The sequence below is a fragment of the Ornithinibacillus contaminans genome (genome assembly GCF_001038425.2).
Taxonomy (GTDB): domain Bacteria; phylum Bacillota; class Bacilli; order Bacillales; family Amphibacillaceae; genus Ornithinibacillus; species Ornithinibacillus contaminans.
Map to the genome: position 1 here is coordinate 334,417 of NZ_LDPV02000050.1, position 15,037 is coordinate 349,453.

At 38.7% G+C, this 15,037-nt stretch carries 18 protein-coding genes; 4 read left to right on the forward strand and 14 right to left on the reverse strand.

What is annotated here, in order from left to right:
• Nucleotides 1–23: 23 nt before the first annotated feature.
• Entirely contained in the window at nt 24–1,016 is a 993-nt protein-coding gene (locus JF53_RS14900; RefSeq protein WP_047980385.1) for a YkvI family membrane protein, read from the reverse strand.
• A gap of 107 nt (nt 1,017–1,123) precedes the next feature.
• Here JF53_RS14900 and yyaC point away from each other — a divergent pair, with 107 nt between their 5' ends.
• A complete protein-coding gene (gene yyaC / locus JF53_RS14905) occupies nt 1,124–1,741 on the forward strand; it encodes a spore protease YyaC (RefSeq protein ID WP_047980124.1) in 618 nt (205 codons plus the stop codon).
• Nucleotides 1,742–1,934: 193 nt separating this feature from the next.
• Here the strand turns inward: yyaC and JF53_RS14910 are convergent, their stop codons facing one another.
• The 7 genes from JF53_RS14910 to mnmE form a co-directional block, all read right to left on the reverse strand.
• A complete protein-coding gene (locus JF53_RS14910) occupies nt 1,935–2,636 on the reverse strand; it encodes a DUF554 domain-containing protein (RefSeq protein ID WP_047980123.1) in 702 nt (233 codons plus the stop codon).
• Nucleotides 2,637–2,798: 162 nt separating this feature from the next.
• Entirely contained in the window at nt 2,799–3,635 is an 837-nt protein-coding gene (locus tag JF53_RS14915) for a ParB/RepB/Spo0J family partition protein (RefSeq protein ID WP_047980122.1), read from the reverse strand.
• Complete coding sequence (locus JF53_RS14920; RefSeq protein WP_047980121.1) at nt 3,616–4,389, reverse strand: ParA family protein; 774 nt, start codon at nt 4,387–4,389, stop codon at nt 3,616–3,618. The genes JF53_RS14915 and JF53_RS14920 overlap by 20 nt, the downstream gene beginning before the upstream one ends.
• Nucleotides 4,390–4,583: 194 nt before the next feature.
• Entirely contained in the window at nt 4,584–5,441 is an 858-nt protein-coding gene (gene noc, locus JF53_RS14925; RefSeq protein WP_047980120.1) for a nucleoid occlusion protein, read from the reverse strand.
• A 274-nt stretch (nt 5,442–5,715) separates the two neighbouring features.
• A complete protein-coding gene (gene rsmG, locus JF53_RS14930) occupies nt 5,716–6,432 on the reverse strand; it encodes a 16S rRNA (guanine(527)-N(7))-methyltransferase RsmG (protein ID WP_047980119.1) in 717 nt (238 codons plus the stop codon).
• A gap of 64 nt (nt 6,433–6,496) precedes the next feature.
• Nucleotides 6,497–8,380, reverse strand: coding sequence for a tRNA uridine-5-carboxymethylaminomethyl(34) synthesis enzyme MnmG (mnmG, locus tag JF53_RS14935; RefSeq protein ID WP_047980118.1), 1,884 nt, complete (start codon nt 8,378–8,380; stop codon nt 6,497–6,499).
• 37 nt (nt 8,381–8,417) lie between these two features.
• The gene (gene mnmE / locus JF53_RS14940; protein WP_047980117.1) at nt 8,418–9,797 is read right to left on the reverse strand and encodes a tRNA uridine-5-carboxymethylaminomethyl(34) synthesis GTPase MnmE; all 1,380 of its coding nucleotides are present in this window, start codon (nt 9,795–9,797) and stop codon (nt 8,418–8,420) included.
• A gap of 330 nt (nt 9,798–10,127) precedes the next feature.
• On the opposite strand from mnmE, the gene JF53_RS14945 reads away from it, so the two are divergent.
• Nucleotides 10,128–10,427: a hypothetical protein gene (locus JF53_RS14945; protein WP_047980116.1), complete on the forward strand. Its 300-nt coding sequence runs from the start codon at nt 10,128–10,130 to the stop codon at nt 10,425–10,427.
• 38 nt (nt 10,428–10,465) lie between these two features.
• Here JF53_RS14945 and JF53_RS14950 read toward each other — a convergent pair whose 3' ends face one another.
• From JF53_RS14950 to JF53_RS14965, 4 genes are all read right to left on the reverse strand, one after another.
• Nucleotides 10,466–10,687 carry a YozQ family protein gene (locus JF53_RS14950; RefSeq protein WP_047980115.1) on the reverse strand — a complete coding sequence of 74 codons (222 nt, stop codon included), beginning with the start codon at nt 10,685–10,687 and terminating at the stop codon, nt 10,466–10,468.
• A gap of 19 nt (nt 10,688–10,706) precedes the next feature.
• Nucleotides 10,707–10,958, reverse strand: a complete 252-nt coding sequence (locus JF53_RS14955) for a hypothetical protein (RefSeq protein ID WP_047980114.1) — start codon at nt 10,956–10,958, stop codon at nt 10,707–10,709.
• Between the two features lie 163 nt (nt 10,959–11,121).
• Nucleotides 11,122–11,586, reverse strand: coding sequence for a hypothetical protein (locus JF53_RS14960; protein ID WP_047980113.1), 465 nt, complete (start codon nt 11,584–11,586; stop codon nt 11,122–11,124).
• Between the two features lie 22 nt (nt 11,587–11,608).
• Nucleotides 11,609–12,088, reverse strand: coding sequence for a GyrI-like domain-containing protein (locus JF53_RS14965; RefSeq protein ID WP_047980112.1), 480 nt, complete (start codon nt 12,086–12,088; stop codon nt 11,609–11,611).
• A 109-nt stretch (nt 12,089–12,197) separates the two neighbouring features.
• On the opposite strand from JF53_RS14965, the gene JF53_RS14970 reads away from it, so the two are divergent.
• Nucleotides 12,198–13,163 (forward strand): helix-turn-helix transcriptional regulator, encoded by a 966-nt coding sequence (locus JF53_RS14970; RefSeq protein ID WP_047980111.1) that lies wholly within the window; start codon nt 12,198–12,200, stop codon nt 13,161–13,163.
• 33 nt (nt 13,164–13,196) lie between these two features.
• On the opposite strand, the gene JF53_RS14975 is transcribed toward JF53_RS14970, so the two are convergent.
• Entirely contained in the window at nt 13,197–13,514 is a 318-nt protein-coding gene (locus tag JF53_RS14975) for a hypothetical protein (protein WP_047980110.1), read from the reverse strand.
• A 65-nt stretch (nt 13,515–13,579) separates the two neighbouring features.
• Nucleotides 13,580–13,855, reverse strand: coding sequence for a hypothetical protein (locus JF53_RS14980; protein ID WP_047980109.1), 276 nt, complete (start codon nt 13,853–13,855; stop codon nt 13,580–13,582).
• Between the two features lie 223 nt (nt 13,856–14,078).
• On the opposite strand from JF53_RS14980, the gene JF53_RS14985 reads away from it, so the two are divergent.
• The gene (locus tag JF53_RS14985) at nt 14,079–15,026 is read left to right on the forward strand and encodes an IS30 family transposase (protein WP_047982132.1); all 948 of its coding nucleotides are present in this window, start codon (nt 14,079–14,081) and stop codon (nt 15,024–15,026) included.
• The last annotated feature ends 11 nt before the right edge of the window (nt 15,027–15,037 follow it).

Genomic DNA, 15,037 nt, shown 5'->3' on the forward strand with positions numbered 1-15,037 from the left:
CCCCATTCTCGTAATCCACTTCTTTATTTTTCCATTTTATTCCATATAGGAAATAGTAATAACCGCGTTAACACGTATAAATTTAATAATCCATATAGTGGATATAATACACTTATTAATGTCGAAAAACCAAGTGTTGTTAATGGTATCATTGTAGCTAAAATCAAGAAGACAAGCAACCAAAATGGGAGCTTGAAATAACTTAGTAGTCTAGTCGTGATGCCCAATACGCCGGATGCTGCCGTCGTAAAGATGGCGAACCATAGCAATATGGTCATAAATAATACCATTTGAAATGGATAACTTTTTAAAATAGCAAATAGCGGGATCTCATACAATAAGATTTCATCTGCAATTTGGATTAAGCTATTGTTATAAATATACGTGAGCACCCCAAGGATTAACCCACTTCCTAGACTAGCAACGAGGATTTCTCTCTTGGATACGATCTTATTCCCGATTGCTCCTAAAACCGCAACAAGTGGCAATATATTTAGTGCCGTAAAGGGAAACGCTGCCGTCCAGTTATATTGTTCTCGCCAATGCGAAAATATGTTTAGCTTTTGATCAACGGTAAAGGTTAGCAGCACATATAGTAGACCTATGATAAGGATAGGTAAAATAAACTGATTGATGGAAAGCACCCCACTAATATCCCTCATAAATAAGACGACGAGCATGATAACAATAAATGCAATGCCCCACCAATATGGTAAGTTAAACGCCTGTCCAGTCGCCCCACTCCCCGACAACATGACAACAGTTGTAGTATATAAATAGAGGAATACCATCACATCGTAGATTGGCAATAATCGCTTCCCAACAATTTCTTTTAGGACCGGACGATATTCTGTTGCCTGGTAGTGATGGCTAATCATCATAATTGCATAGCATGACATGGAGAAAAACACGATAAACATGACAATAGCTAGTCCACTTCCATGGCCAAAAAACTCCCATAATTCTCTTCCGGATGCATATCCAGCTCCGATGGTTGTCCCAATGATTAAAAACATCCATTTAAGTCCCGCTCTCACATTTATTCTCCCCCATTACTATATCCATGTATAAAAACAAGCTTTAATCCGTATACTATTATCAATATGTTTGCGGAGGAGAACCTATGAATCTAAAGAGTCGTTTATCACCAAAAAACGAAACCATTCGGATGATACATACAGATGAAAATCTTTGCGAGTCAATAAGTGAACAAATTATTTCATGGCTACCAAGTATGCCAAGAGAATATGTCGTGGTGTGTGTTGGTACTGACCGTTCTACTGGTGATGCATTAGGACCATTAACAGGCATGTATTTAGCGGAGAAGAGATTAAAGCATATGACGATTTATGGGACTCTTCATGACCCTGTACATGCTACAAACTTACAGGAGTATATTACATTAATTAAACAGCAACACAAAAATCCATTTATCATTGCCATTGATGCCTGTCTTGGTAAAACAAGCTCTGTTGGACAAATTATCGCCTGTGTCGGCGCTTTAAAGCCAGGAGCAGCCCTAAACAAAGCACTTCCCCCGATTGGTGATATTCATATTACTGGGGTTGTTAATATTAGTGGGTTTATGGAATACTCCGTTTTACAAAATACTAGACTCTCGATTGTCGTGGAAATGGCTAGAAAGATTGCTTCGATACTAGAATCCGTGGACCAACAAATGACCGCTAGTTATCACTCCCCAGCAATCGTACTACCACAGGTTAGAGAAAAGACATTATAACTTTATGGATGCACAAAGCGTAGGGTTCGTGATGTACTGACTGGGACTTATGTTTCTCACCCTACCGAGGATTATTGCGGTAACTTTTCCCGCCAGAAGTTCCTGGCACTAGAGTTGGGCATGGCTGTTTAAGTAACAACGTCATCCATAAAAAAAGTAGCGGGCTCTGTCTAACAAAGCTCGCTACTTTTTTCTATAACAAATGATAGATGTAATAGACTACCCCTACCGTTACAATAGATGGCAATAGATTCCCAATACGAATTTGAACAATCTTCAACATATTAAGGCCTATTGCTACAATTAACAATCCACCAACCGCTGTAAGTTCCACAATAAATCCATTCAAAATAGCCTCTGGGATCCAATTCTCTATTTGCATTGCTAGAAGTGCAATCGAACCCTGGTAGAGCATAACTGGAATAACCGATAGTGCGACACCGAACCCTAACGTAGTCGTCAATACCAAGGCGACAAACCCATCTAGAATGCCTTTTGTGATTAATACTTCATGGTCTCCACGAATACCACCATCAAGTGCCCCTATGATTGCCATGGCACCAACAACGAATATTAAGGATGCTGTAACAAATCCTTGCGATACAGTGGTGTTATTTTTCGTATTGAATTTCCTGCCTACAAAGTCACCAAGTTGATTCAATTTCACTTCAATATTTAATAGCTCTCCAATTATCGCACCAGTTAACAAGCTTAATAATACAACAATAATAGCCTCTGTTTGAAACGCCATCTGCAAACCAATTAACACGATAGCCAACCCAATTCCGTGCATTACCGTCTCTTTATATCGCTCCGGAATCTTTGTAAATAATAACCCAATAACACTTCCTATAATAATTAATGCCCCATTAATTAATGTTCCATAAAGCGCCATTTCCACTACCCCTTCTGTCTATTTCCCGCTGTTTCTAATGTTGTTTTTTCACAATGTTTCACGTGAAACAATCCATGTGAATCCCATCAAACTCGCTATGTAATGCGTGTTATTGGATATAAGAAAGGACTGGAAAGTTATTTTCCAGCCCCTAGGAATTCTTTATCCTTCTAGCACTTCAATAATTCGTTCTAGATCATCGTCTGTGTAGAATTCTATCTCAATTCTACCCTTGCGCTTGCCACGCTGAATGTTAACGGCAGTTCCAAGCTTATCGCGTAAAATCGATTCCCGTTCCTGTAAAAAGATATCCTTCTTCGGTTTAACCTTTTTCTTGGACGGCTTTTCATTTAATACAATAATTAACTTTTCAACCTGTCTTACATTCAGTTTCTCTGTACGAATTTTATTAACTAACGGATTAATCTTTTCCTTATCCTTTAAGCCTAACAACGCTCTCCCATGTCCCATCGATAATTCCCCGTTATTTATATAAGCAATAACCTGGTCTGGTAGCCCTAATAGTCTTACCAAATTGGCGATGTGAGAACGGCTTTTCCCAAGACGCTTGGATAATTCTTCTTGAGTGATTTTAAGCTCCGTCATCAAGTTAGAATAAGCTTGTGCCTCTTCAATTGGTGATAGGTCTTCACGCTGTAAATTCTCTAATAGTGCAAGCTCCATCATCTTTTCATCTGTTAGCTCTTTTACAACAGCTGGCACTTCTGTTAGACCAGCCTCTTTCGCTGCACGGAATCGTCTCTCACCAACAACTATTTCATAGCCCTTGATACTCTTGCGTACAATTAAAGGTTGAATAATACCATACTCGAGAATGGATTCCTTTAATTCTTCAATAGCATCCGCGTGAAATGTCTTTCTAGGCTGATAAGGATTCGGTCTACAATCCTTAATCGGTAATTGTTGCACAACGTCATCATCTTTTTCCTCTATTTCAGGAAAAAATGCATCAAGTCCTCTACCCAACCCTCGTGCCACTGGCCATCACTTCCTTCGCTAACTCAAGATATACTTCTGCACCTTTCGATTTCGGATCATACGTAATAATTGGTTGCCCATGACTTGGCGCCTCACCCAACCGAATATTTCTAGGAATAATAGATTGGTAGACTTTGTCTTGGAAATACTTTTTAACCTCTTCAATTACTTGTAGGCCAAGATTTGTTCTGGCATCAAGCATTGTCAGTAGTACGCCTTCAATCATAAGCTCTTTGTTTAAATGCTTTTGAACTAAGCGAATCGTGTTCAATAATTGGCTAAGCCCTTCAAGTGCATAATATTCACATTGAACAGGTATCAAAACGGTATCTGAAGATGTTAAGGCGTTTAATGTTAGTAGACCTAATGAAGGAGGACAATCAATAATAATATAATCATAATGATCTCTAACTTCTTCTAACGCTTTTTTTAGTCGAATTTCCCTTGAAATCGTTGGTACTAGCTCGATTTCAGCACCTGCTAATTGAATCGTAGCTGGAATTATATCTAAATTCTCCACACTAGTTGGTACACAAACCTCACGAGCTGGAACATCCTCAACTAGCACATTATATATACATTTACTCATATCTGCTTTATTTATACCCACTCCACTGGTTGCATTTCCTTGTGGGTCAATATCCACTAGTAACACTTTATTCCCTAAGTGTGCTAAGCAAGCACTCAGGTTAACCGATGAAGTTGTTTTTCCGACGCCACCTTTTTGGTTAGCGATGGACATAATCTTCCCCATGATTTCACCTACCTAAACCGATATACTTTTTATTTTATCACTTTTTTGATGCGAAACCTATTAAATTTACTATTTTTTATAGAAATAAAACCTTTTGACTACAATATACTACGTTATCCAGCAAAAATCGGACCCAATATAGACATAATAATCCCCCATCTGATTCAAGATGGGGGCTACATCATCGCTATATACTATTTTTTCTTCGGAATTTTTATCGTGATTTGATAATAATCATCTAAATCCTGCTCGTCAGACTCAATATCAATACCTGTATCAGATACCATACTAAGCGACTGTCTAATGGTATTCATCGCGATTCTTATATCTTTATTAACACCTTTTAAAACCGGCTTTTTACGCTTTGGTTTTTCTTTCGTGTTGTTTAGGTTCTCAATTCGTTCTTCGGTTTGCTTCACATTTAAATCATGCTCTATAATTTCCTGAAGGAGCTTTATTTGCTTTTCCTCTTCCTTCAACTTGATCAATGCTCGTGCATGACGTTCTGTAATTTGTTTATTTAATAGCGCTTGTTGGACAACTTCTGGAAGCTTTAACAAGCGTAATTTATTCGCAATGGTTGACTGGTTTTTACCAAGTCTTTGTGCTAATGCTTCTTGTGTTAGGCCTTGCAGCTCTAGTAATCTCGCATAGGCAGCTGCTTCTTCAATGACTGTTAATTCTTCACGCTGAAGGTTTTCAATGAGTGCCACTGAAGCTGTCTGTGTATCATTCATATCACGGACTATTGCGGAAACAGATTCCCAGCCTAGTGATTGCACAGCACGCCATCTACGCTCACCAGCTATAATTTCATACGTATCGCCTTCTGCTTTCCGAACTACAATCGGCTGAATGATACCATGCGTATTGATGGTTTTTGCAAGCTCTGCAATTTTCTCCTCATTAAAGACTGATCTTGGCTGATACCTATTTGGCTGAATAAGACTAACCGGAAGCTGTATGACTTCATCTGGATGATAGGTTTCTTCTTCTATTTCTCCATCTTCCTTTTCTCCAATGCCAAAAATACGGTTAAATGGACTTACCATCATCAGACACCACCTTTTACAATAAATAAGATAGATTTGTAGTATTCATCTCTATTAATCTATGAGAAATTTTCACCACACCATAAAATGTTTCACGTGAAACATTTACAAGTGTTATGTAAAAATAAGACTCTATTTGTTTAATGTCGCAAACAAAATCTATTATAGTTTACCACAGAATCGACTTTAAGCCTATTTTATCACATAACTCGTACGATAGATAAGTGGTAATTAAAAAATAGGAAAAGATATTCTCTTCCTATTTATAGATATACTATTCGATTGGTTCTTTATTAGGTGTTCCAGGCTTGCGCGGGTATTTCTTCGGTGTTTGTCTTTTTTTATCAATCACGATAATAGAACGCTCGCTGTTTTCCTCTGGCAATGTAAAGGTATGGGTCTGTGCGATTTCGCCGCCCAACACGTCAATTGCTACTTTACCAGTATCTAATTCTTCTGTTGCTTGGGCACCCTTCATGGCAATAAATACGCCGTTTTTCTTAGCGATTGGTAAGCACAATTCACTTAATACTGACATACGCGCCACCGCTCTCGCCATCACAATATCAAATGACTCCCGAAACTTGCTGTTCTTCCCGAATGTTTCTGCACGATCATGGTAAAATGCAACATCCGTTAGTTCTAGCTCTGCCGCTAAATGATTCAAGAAGCCAATTCGCTTTTGCAAGGAATCAACAATCGTCACCTTAAGATTTGGGAAGCATATTTTTAATGGGATACTCGGGAACCCTGCACCAGCACCCACATCACATACATGCTGCCCTTTTGAAAAGTCAAAGTAAAAAGCTGCGCTGATGGAATCATAGAAATGCTTTAAATACACGTCTTCCTCTGCAGTCAGCGCCGTTAAATTGATTTTTTCATTCCATTCGACCAATGTTTTGAAATATATGTGAAATTGCTCTAATTGCCGTTCAGATAGCGTGATACCTTTTTTCGCTAGTTCAGACGCAAATTGGTTCGGATTCATTTGCCGTAACTCCTTTTTCATTATGTATGTTCAAAAAGTCGACGATTGTCGACTTTTTGTTGGCTTAATTTGCTACTTTTGCTATTTTCCCTTGTTCAATATAGACAAGTAAGATCGAAACGTCTGCCGGATTGACACCAGATATTCTCGATGCTTGACCAACTGATAACGGGCGTACCGTTTTCAGCTTTTCTTTTGCTTCTGTCGCAAGGCCGCCGATAGCATCATAATCAATATCATCTGGGATTTTTTTGTCTTCCATCTTCTTCATGCGTTCTACTTGCTCGTTGGCTTTCTTAATATACCCTTCATACTTAATCTGTATTTCGACCTGTTCTTTTACATCTGCTGTAAAATTGCTAGACTCCATAACTTGGTCGATCATGTCATAGGTTAATTCCGGGCGCTTTAGCAAATCATATGCTTTTACTGGTTCCTTCAGTGACGTAGCATTTGCTGCCTCTAGCATTATTTGTACGTCTTCTGTTGGTTTAATCGTGATTTTACTTAGGCGTTTCTTCTCTGCTTCCACAGCATCCTTTTTAGCAAGGAATGCTTGGTAACGTTCCTCTGAAATTAATCCTAGCTCATGTCCAATGTCAGTTAATCGCAGATCTGCATTATCATGACGTAACAACAAACGATACTCTGCACGGGACGTTAGTAAGCGATATGGCTCTCTGGTACCTTTTGTCACTAAATCATCAATGAGCACGCCGATATACGCTTGTGAGCGGTCTAAAATGACAGGCTCCTTGCCCAGCACTTTCGCTGCAGCATTAATACCTGCCATAATTCCTTGTGCAGCTGCTTCTTCATATCCAGATGTTCCATTGATTTGACCCGCAGTGAATAATCCAGGAATTTTCTTCAATTCCAATGTCGGCCATAGCTGTGTTGGAACAATAGAATCATACTCAATCGCATAGCCTGGACGCATCATTTCCGCATTTTCAAGACCAGGAATCGAGCGAAGAATTTCATGTTGAATCGATTCTGGTAATGAAGTCGATAAACCTTGAACATACACTTCTTCTGTATCTCTTCCCTCTGGCTCTAAGAAAATTTGGTGGCGCGGTTTGTCATTGAAGCGAACAATTTTATCTTCAATAGACGGGCAATAACGTGGTCCAGTACCACGTTTCATACCAGAATACATCGCTGATAACCCTAGATTTTCATTAATAATTTGATGGGTAAATTCATTCGTATACGTTAACCAGCAAGGGATTTGATCGGTAATAAATTCTGTCGTTGTATAAGAAAAACCTTGTGGCTTCTCATCCCCTGGTTGAATCTCTGTTTTCGCATAATCAATCGTATGACTATTCACACGTGGCGGTGTCCCTGTTTTAAAGCGAACAAGCTCTACTCCTAGCTCTTCCAGGTTTTCCGAAAGCTTGATTGATGGACGTTGGTTGTTTGGACCACTTTCATATTCCAAATCCCCCATTAGCACTTTACCACGCATAAAGGTCCCCGTCGTAATAATCACGGTTTCCGAACGATAAATGGCACCTGTTTCCGTAATCACACCTTTACAAACACCATCTTCTATCACAAGACGATCGACCATTCCTTGACGAACGGTTAAATTCTCTTCTCTTTCTAATGTTTGTTTCATTTCTTTTATATAAATCGGTTTGTCTGCTTGTGCACGTAATGCTTGCACGGCAGGACCTTTACCGGTATTTAACATGCGCATTTGGATATAGCTTTTATCAATTGTTTTGGCCATTTCGCCACCTAAGGCATCGATTTCACGTACGACAATCCCTTTAGCTGGACCACCAATTGATGGATTACATGGCATATATGCAATCATATCTAAATTTAATGTCAGCATGACTGTTTTGGCACCCATTCGGGCAGCAGCTAAACTAGCTTCCACACCAGCATGACCAGCACCAACAACAATTGTGTCATAACGCCCTGCTTCATAAACCATCATTTCTTCATCCTTTCTATAATATAGCTTCTCATTTTTATTTTCCTAAACAGAATTGCGAGAATAACTGGTCAATCAAACTATCACTAGCCGTATCGCCGATTATTTCCCCTAAAAATTCCCATGTTCTCGTGACATCAATTTGCACGATATCCAGTGGCATTCCCATTTCCAGACTCGCCATTGCATCTTCCAGTGCTTGCTTGGCTTGCTTCAGTAATTGAATATGCCGTACATTCGATACATAGGTTAAATCGCCTGTATCAATATCCCCTGCGAAGAACGAGGATGCAATAGCTGATTCTAACTGATCAATTCCCTCTTCTTTTAATAAAGAGGTTGTTACGATTTTCTTATCGCCAACTATTTCTTTCACCTGGTCCATATTCAACCTCTGCTCAAGGTCTGTTTTATTAACAATTACAATATATTCAAGGCCTTTAACCGCTTCAAATAACAGTAAATCCTCTTCAGATAATTCCTCATTATGATTTAAAACAAACAGAATAAGGTCTGCTTCCTTCAACGCTTGGCGTGAACGCTCTACCCCAATTCGTTCGACGATATCTTCTGTTTCCCGAATTCCAGCAGTATCCACCAAACGTAGCGGAATACCTCGTACATTAACATACTCTTCAATAATATCACGTGTTGTACCTGGAATATCAGTCACGATGGCTTTATTCTCTTGCACTAATGCATTTAGTAAGGAGGATTTTCCTACATTTGGACGACCAATAATGGCAGTTGCAATTCCCTCCCGAAGGATCTTCCCTTGCTTCGCTACACTTAAGAGCTCTTCAATATCCGCATGCACTTCTTTCGTTTTCTCACGCATCATATCCTGGGACATTTCTTCTACATCGTCATATTCCGGATAATCAATGTTTACCTCTACATGAGCTACCGTTTCCAGCAAGGACTGACGATATTTTTTAATTAATGAAGACAAACGCCCATCCATTTGCTTTAACGCTACATTCATCGCCTTATCCGTCTTTGCACGAATTAAGTCCATTACCGCTTCCGCCTGGGATAAATCGATACGTCCATTTAAAAAGGCACGCTTGGTAAATTCACCTGGATCCGCTAACCGAGCACCTTGTGCTAAGACGATTTCTAGCACACGATTAACCGACACTAATCCACCGTGACAATTTATTTCTACTACATCTTCACGGGTAAACGTTTTTGGCCCACGCATTATCGTTACCATTACTTCCTCGGCAACCTCATTCGTTTCTGGATCAATTATTTTACCGTAATGAATCGTATGGGAATCTACCTTACGTAAATCCTTCCCTTGATAAATCTTCGCCGTTATCGCTATCGCATCTTTTCCGCTTAAACGAACAATCGAGATTGCCCCCTCACCAATCGGAGTAGAAATCGCCGTAATCGTATCCGTCTCAAACATATTTTTCACCTCCACTTGTTCACTTCTATCTATATAAAAACCTTATATTTTATCCACAATAAGTAGCAACAGATTTTTTACCGTCACTAACTTATTAGAATAACACAACTCCACCTAAAAATAAACTTATCCACAAGAATAAATTTATTTCCATTATTCCCCGACTTATACACATGTGGATAAGTTAGTTTAAGTAAACATTGTTTGTCTAATTCAAAAATTATCCCCAAAAAAGTCCCATCTGACTTTTTCTTCGCAGCTGCCTTGGTTCATTAGGTTGTTCATGACAATGGATTAGTATAAATTTATATTGTCAGGAGGTGGAATTTCATGAAAAACGTTTATCTTTTCACCGTGAATTTTATTAACTTACTTTTAGTAGGTGCTGTCTGCTTTCTCGGTTTAGCCATGTTTACAAATATTAGCGAACCTGATAGCATACCCACCTTTAATCCAATAGATGTAGGACTTCTAATTTTTCTATTCTTTATTTGGCTGATTAGTTATTCGTACCAAATAAAAAATAGAAAATGGACTGTATTATTAATTGCTAACTTGCTTTACATTGCAATAACCCTTTTTTTATTGATGATAATAGTACCATTTCTATTTGATATTTTTTATTATTAAACAAAAAAACAAGCATGAATGACCATGCCTGTTCCATACTAGCTATCCAAATCCTCGCCCTTATTCTGTTTCAATTCCCCTTGTTCATCCAGCTGATCGATCTGCCCGTCTACTGTACCTTCCGTATAGGCATCTGTTGCTTGCTCATGGGTAATGGCTAACCCTTTTTCCGCTTCATTACTGCTTTGGTAGCCAGATGCATCATAATATTTCTCCGCAACTTCCTTTGATTTATTTACCTCATTTTTATCCTTACTCACCTAAATCTTCCTTTCCGTTTCAATGTAGTCGCTGCAATATAATTTTCAGATCCGCTACTAGATGTTCCATATCCTCACCACGTAGCAAAATAGGAATTTGATCATTAACCGTAATGTAACAAGAATCTTTTTGCTCTCCTAAGTACGTAACCATCTTACCTAATTGATCTAAGGATAAGGAGGACGCAGTAGAAATGGTTTTTACCTGGGTTAAGTAAAAGCTATTTTGACCAATTTCCCCTTGAAAAATTGCCCCGTTATACTGCTCCACCACACATTCTCCTTTAAGCTCAAACATTATTCTTTAGTATGGAACGTATTAACTAAAACATACATGATGAAGTAGCTACTTCGGGCATAAAAAAACATACTAAGCTAATGGTCATCATCTCCACTTAGTATGTTTTTAACTGCCTATTACATTTCACAATGCTTTAATATTCTCCTTTAATGACAAAAAACGACCCGCGAATTGTTCCTGCTAGTTTGGACTTTTGCCTAGCAAACTTAAATTTACCTTCTAATTCTTTCGGTACTTCCATCCCCTCAGAAAGCTTAAAGCCAACAGCCCGCTTCTTCGGGTCATCCACCGTATACATCACATTTACGACCAGACCATCTTCATAGAAGACGTAGGAAAACTTAATGTTTTCCACTTGGAAACGGGATGTTTCTAACGGTTTAGCAGCGAATTCAATATCCCGTTCTTCTTTCAAAACTCGGTTCACATAATCAATTGTTTCCTGGCTATCACGTGCTGGGGCAACCGTGAAATCATGCTTATATTTATTTTGAAAATATCGCGCTTCATTCGCCCGTAATCCAGCGAGTGCGTCAACTACAGGTGAAGATTCTAATCCAACAATAGACACTTCTTTAAAATCAACGATAGCAGCCATTTCCATTCCTCCAATTTTCACGCTATTTCCTTACAACAGGAATCCACATTTCACCATACACGGCATCGTCTCGCTTATCCATCTCGACTACTGCATTTGGTCCACCAACATAAGCCACATCTCTTGCTTCTGGTAACACTTGACCAAAGGCAAGTCCCGTAACGGTATTACTCAATTCCTCCGGCGTATTTCCTTCCCCTTTAACTACTACATATTCCCCTTTAGGAAATTGAATAAGTCTAGCTTCTTCTGGTGCAGGTGCATCTGTCATAACGCCAACATAATACATCATTTTGTTATTCACCGCTTCATTCACCGTAAAAACATACTCATTCGTAGCAATCGCCTTTAACGCTTCCAGTCTTCCATCTGCAGTAAATTCACGCCAGAAGTCTGCCTTTTCCTTGTTTATCCCTGCATAATCCGTGTAGTCACTCGTAAGCTCTGTTCCAAAACCTAAAACCGTAAACGCCTCTTTTTCTTCTAAAAAATAGTTTTCCATGTTCAATACCTTCCTTTTTAAAATTTTTTCAAATGACTTGTAGTGATCACCTGATAGGTATATCATAAATTTAAATCATGTCAAAAAGTGACACTGTTTAGGAGCAATCATGAAAAAAGTTGAACGAATAAATATTATTATGCGGTATATCAATAACCGATCCCATTTTACCATTTCGGAAATCATGCAAGAATTTCAAATCTCTCGGTCGACAGCGATTCGAGATATTCGCGAAATTGAAGCCATGGGAATGCCCCTCGTTGCGGAAGTAGGCCGAGATGGGGGCTATTTTGTCATGCACAATGCCGTGTTACCTGAAGTACGCTTTACTGGTAATGAGGTAAAAGCTCTGTTCATTGCCTTTATGGCCACTAGAAATCAACAATTGCCCTATTTGAAAAGTCGTCAGTCCTTAGCAGAAAAACTACTTGGCCTAATCTCGAAAACCCAACAAGAGGAGCTCGTACACTTAAATCAGGTGCTGCTGTTTGAAGGAACGAACCCGAATAACCCAGACCTGCTGGATCTATCCGACCTTCCACACCCGATGTTAGAAAAACTCATCCAAATCCTGCTTACCGATAGCTATTTAGAAATTACCATCAAGGAAAATGGACAAGCCAAGACTGTTCCGATTTATCTATTGCACCTTTACCGGGAAAAAAGCCTTTGGCTAATTGAAGGCTATAATTTAAAGATGGAAAAGAAAGAAATTTTCCCAGTGGATAATCTCACGGATGTTGCCGTCTATCCTACGAAAAAGCAGTTAAGCAGAAAAAAGATTTTAGAAAAGATACGAAATCAAAAAGAAAATATCAACTTAATTGTAGAATTAGGTCATACAGCAATTGCGCAATTTAAAAAATATCATCCGTTAAACGTTTCTATTTCCTATACAAATCCTTATCAGACAACAGCGATTCTAAAGACATATATTAATGTCACCAATCAGGAAGAACTAACGGACATATGCAATTGGCTGCTATTTCTAGGTGAGGATATAACGCTCATAGAGGTGTCAAAAGAAGTCTTAGAAGTGGTGAAAAAGCGATTATCCAGCTATCGGTTGAAGTAATGAGTAACTGATACTAACACGACATATCGTTCATTAGCTGTTCATTTCATGCTTTTTCCATTTTATATAATTGTAAACAATGTCCATTCCTAGTAGTAATACAAAAATAATTGCCAAGTAGATGAACTGAATGGCTGTAAAATCAGCCATCCAATAAACGACCAGATATAATAGGATCATAATTGGAATTCCCCACAGGGAACGTATCAGTCGTCTTCTATACGTTAATCGAAAATAACTTAGAACAAACCCCTTATCCTTCTTTTCAACGTCCTTATAGATTCTAGCCAATATCAAATGAATAACCAAAGCAACAACCAAAACGATTATAATGTACAGTTGAATGTTCACTTGCTCTCCCTCCCCTTATGAAATAATCATTTACTATAAAAGACGCGTTATTTTAGCGCGTACAGCTATTCGGATACAGCAGGGACGGGCGTATCTTGTTTCTCCCAATCACTTGGTCCTCCATCTGGCTCGATGAATTTTCTCCAATATTCACCAGTCTGCTTATCAAAGATGATAATATTCGTTTCATTCGGGGCCATAAATTCATACCTAAACTGTTCTTGCTGTGTCTTTCCATCAATTTCCTTACTAGAACTTAATGCTTGCGAAATTAACCAACTTCCTGCAAGAATACACAACCCTAAAATAATTATGGATATGGATTGAAAATGTTTATTCATACAATCTCTCCTTCTCTTAAACCACTCGTTCACAATACTATTTTTAGCATATCATATTTATTTTTATTTTCTAAATTTAATTATAATTAACGAACCAATTTATCCATAAGACGAATTGTAAAATTAAGTGCAACACCTAAAAATTGTAACTAAAACAAAACAGCCCATAACAGCTTCGTGTAAAATGTAAGTAACCACACCAACACATACACGGAGGACTGTTATGAGCTACAAACATCTTACCACATTTGAAAGAGCACGTATAGAAACGCTTTATGATCAAGGAAAATCTATCCGTACTATCGCTGAAAAACTAGAACGTTCACCATCTACGATCTCAAGAGAATTAAAACGCAATTCACAAAGAGGTTTGTATCAATCTGAAAAGGCACAAGAGAACTATAACGAACGTAGATTAAATTGTGGGCGTATTGGTAAATGGTCTCTAGAGCTAGCCGAAGTCATTAATGAAAAGTTAGTGCTCACCTGGTCGCCAGAACAAATCGTAGGTCGCTTATTCCAAGGTTCCATCAGCTTTAAAACCATTTATCGCTGGATTTATCAAGGACTGTTAGTGGAACAAGACTTAAATGTTCTTCGCCACAAAGGAAAGCGTCAGAAACCCCAAGAAACAAGGGGGCGATTTAATGTTGGAACTTCCATTACGGAACGACCAAAAGCGGTTAGAAAGCGAGAAACTTTTGGACATTGGGAGCTTGATAGCGTTGTCTCAAGCCGTGGCAAAAGCAAAGGATGTTTCGCCACGTTTGTAGAACGAAAAACTAGATGGTACATAGCACTTAAAATGTCGAACCGATCTGCCACCTCTATGGAACAAGCCATACGAACTTTAAATGGACAATTGCCCTCTGGTGCATTTCAAACCGCCACAGTTGACAGAGGTAAAGAATTCGCATGTTATAGCGCGATAGAGCAAGATACAGACATTCAGGTGTATTTTGCGGATCCTTACTCTTCATGGCAACGTGGCAGCAACGAGAATGCGAATGGTCTATTAAGAGAGTTCTTCCCTAAGAAAACCGATTTGGCTAAAGTCTCAGACAAAGAACTCGAAAATGCACTATCACTAATCAACAATAGACCAAGAAAATGTTTGAATTGGAAAACTACACACGAAGCGTTTCAGGAAGAACTGTTGCGCTTAATTTGACAAACTGTCAT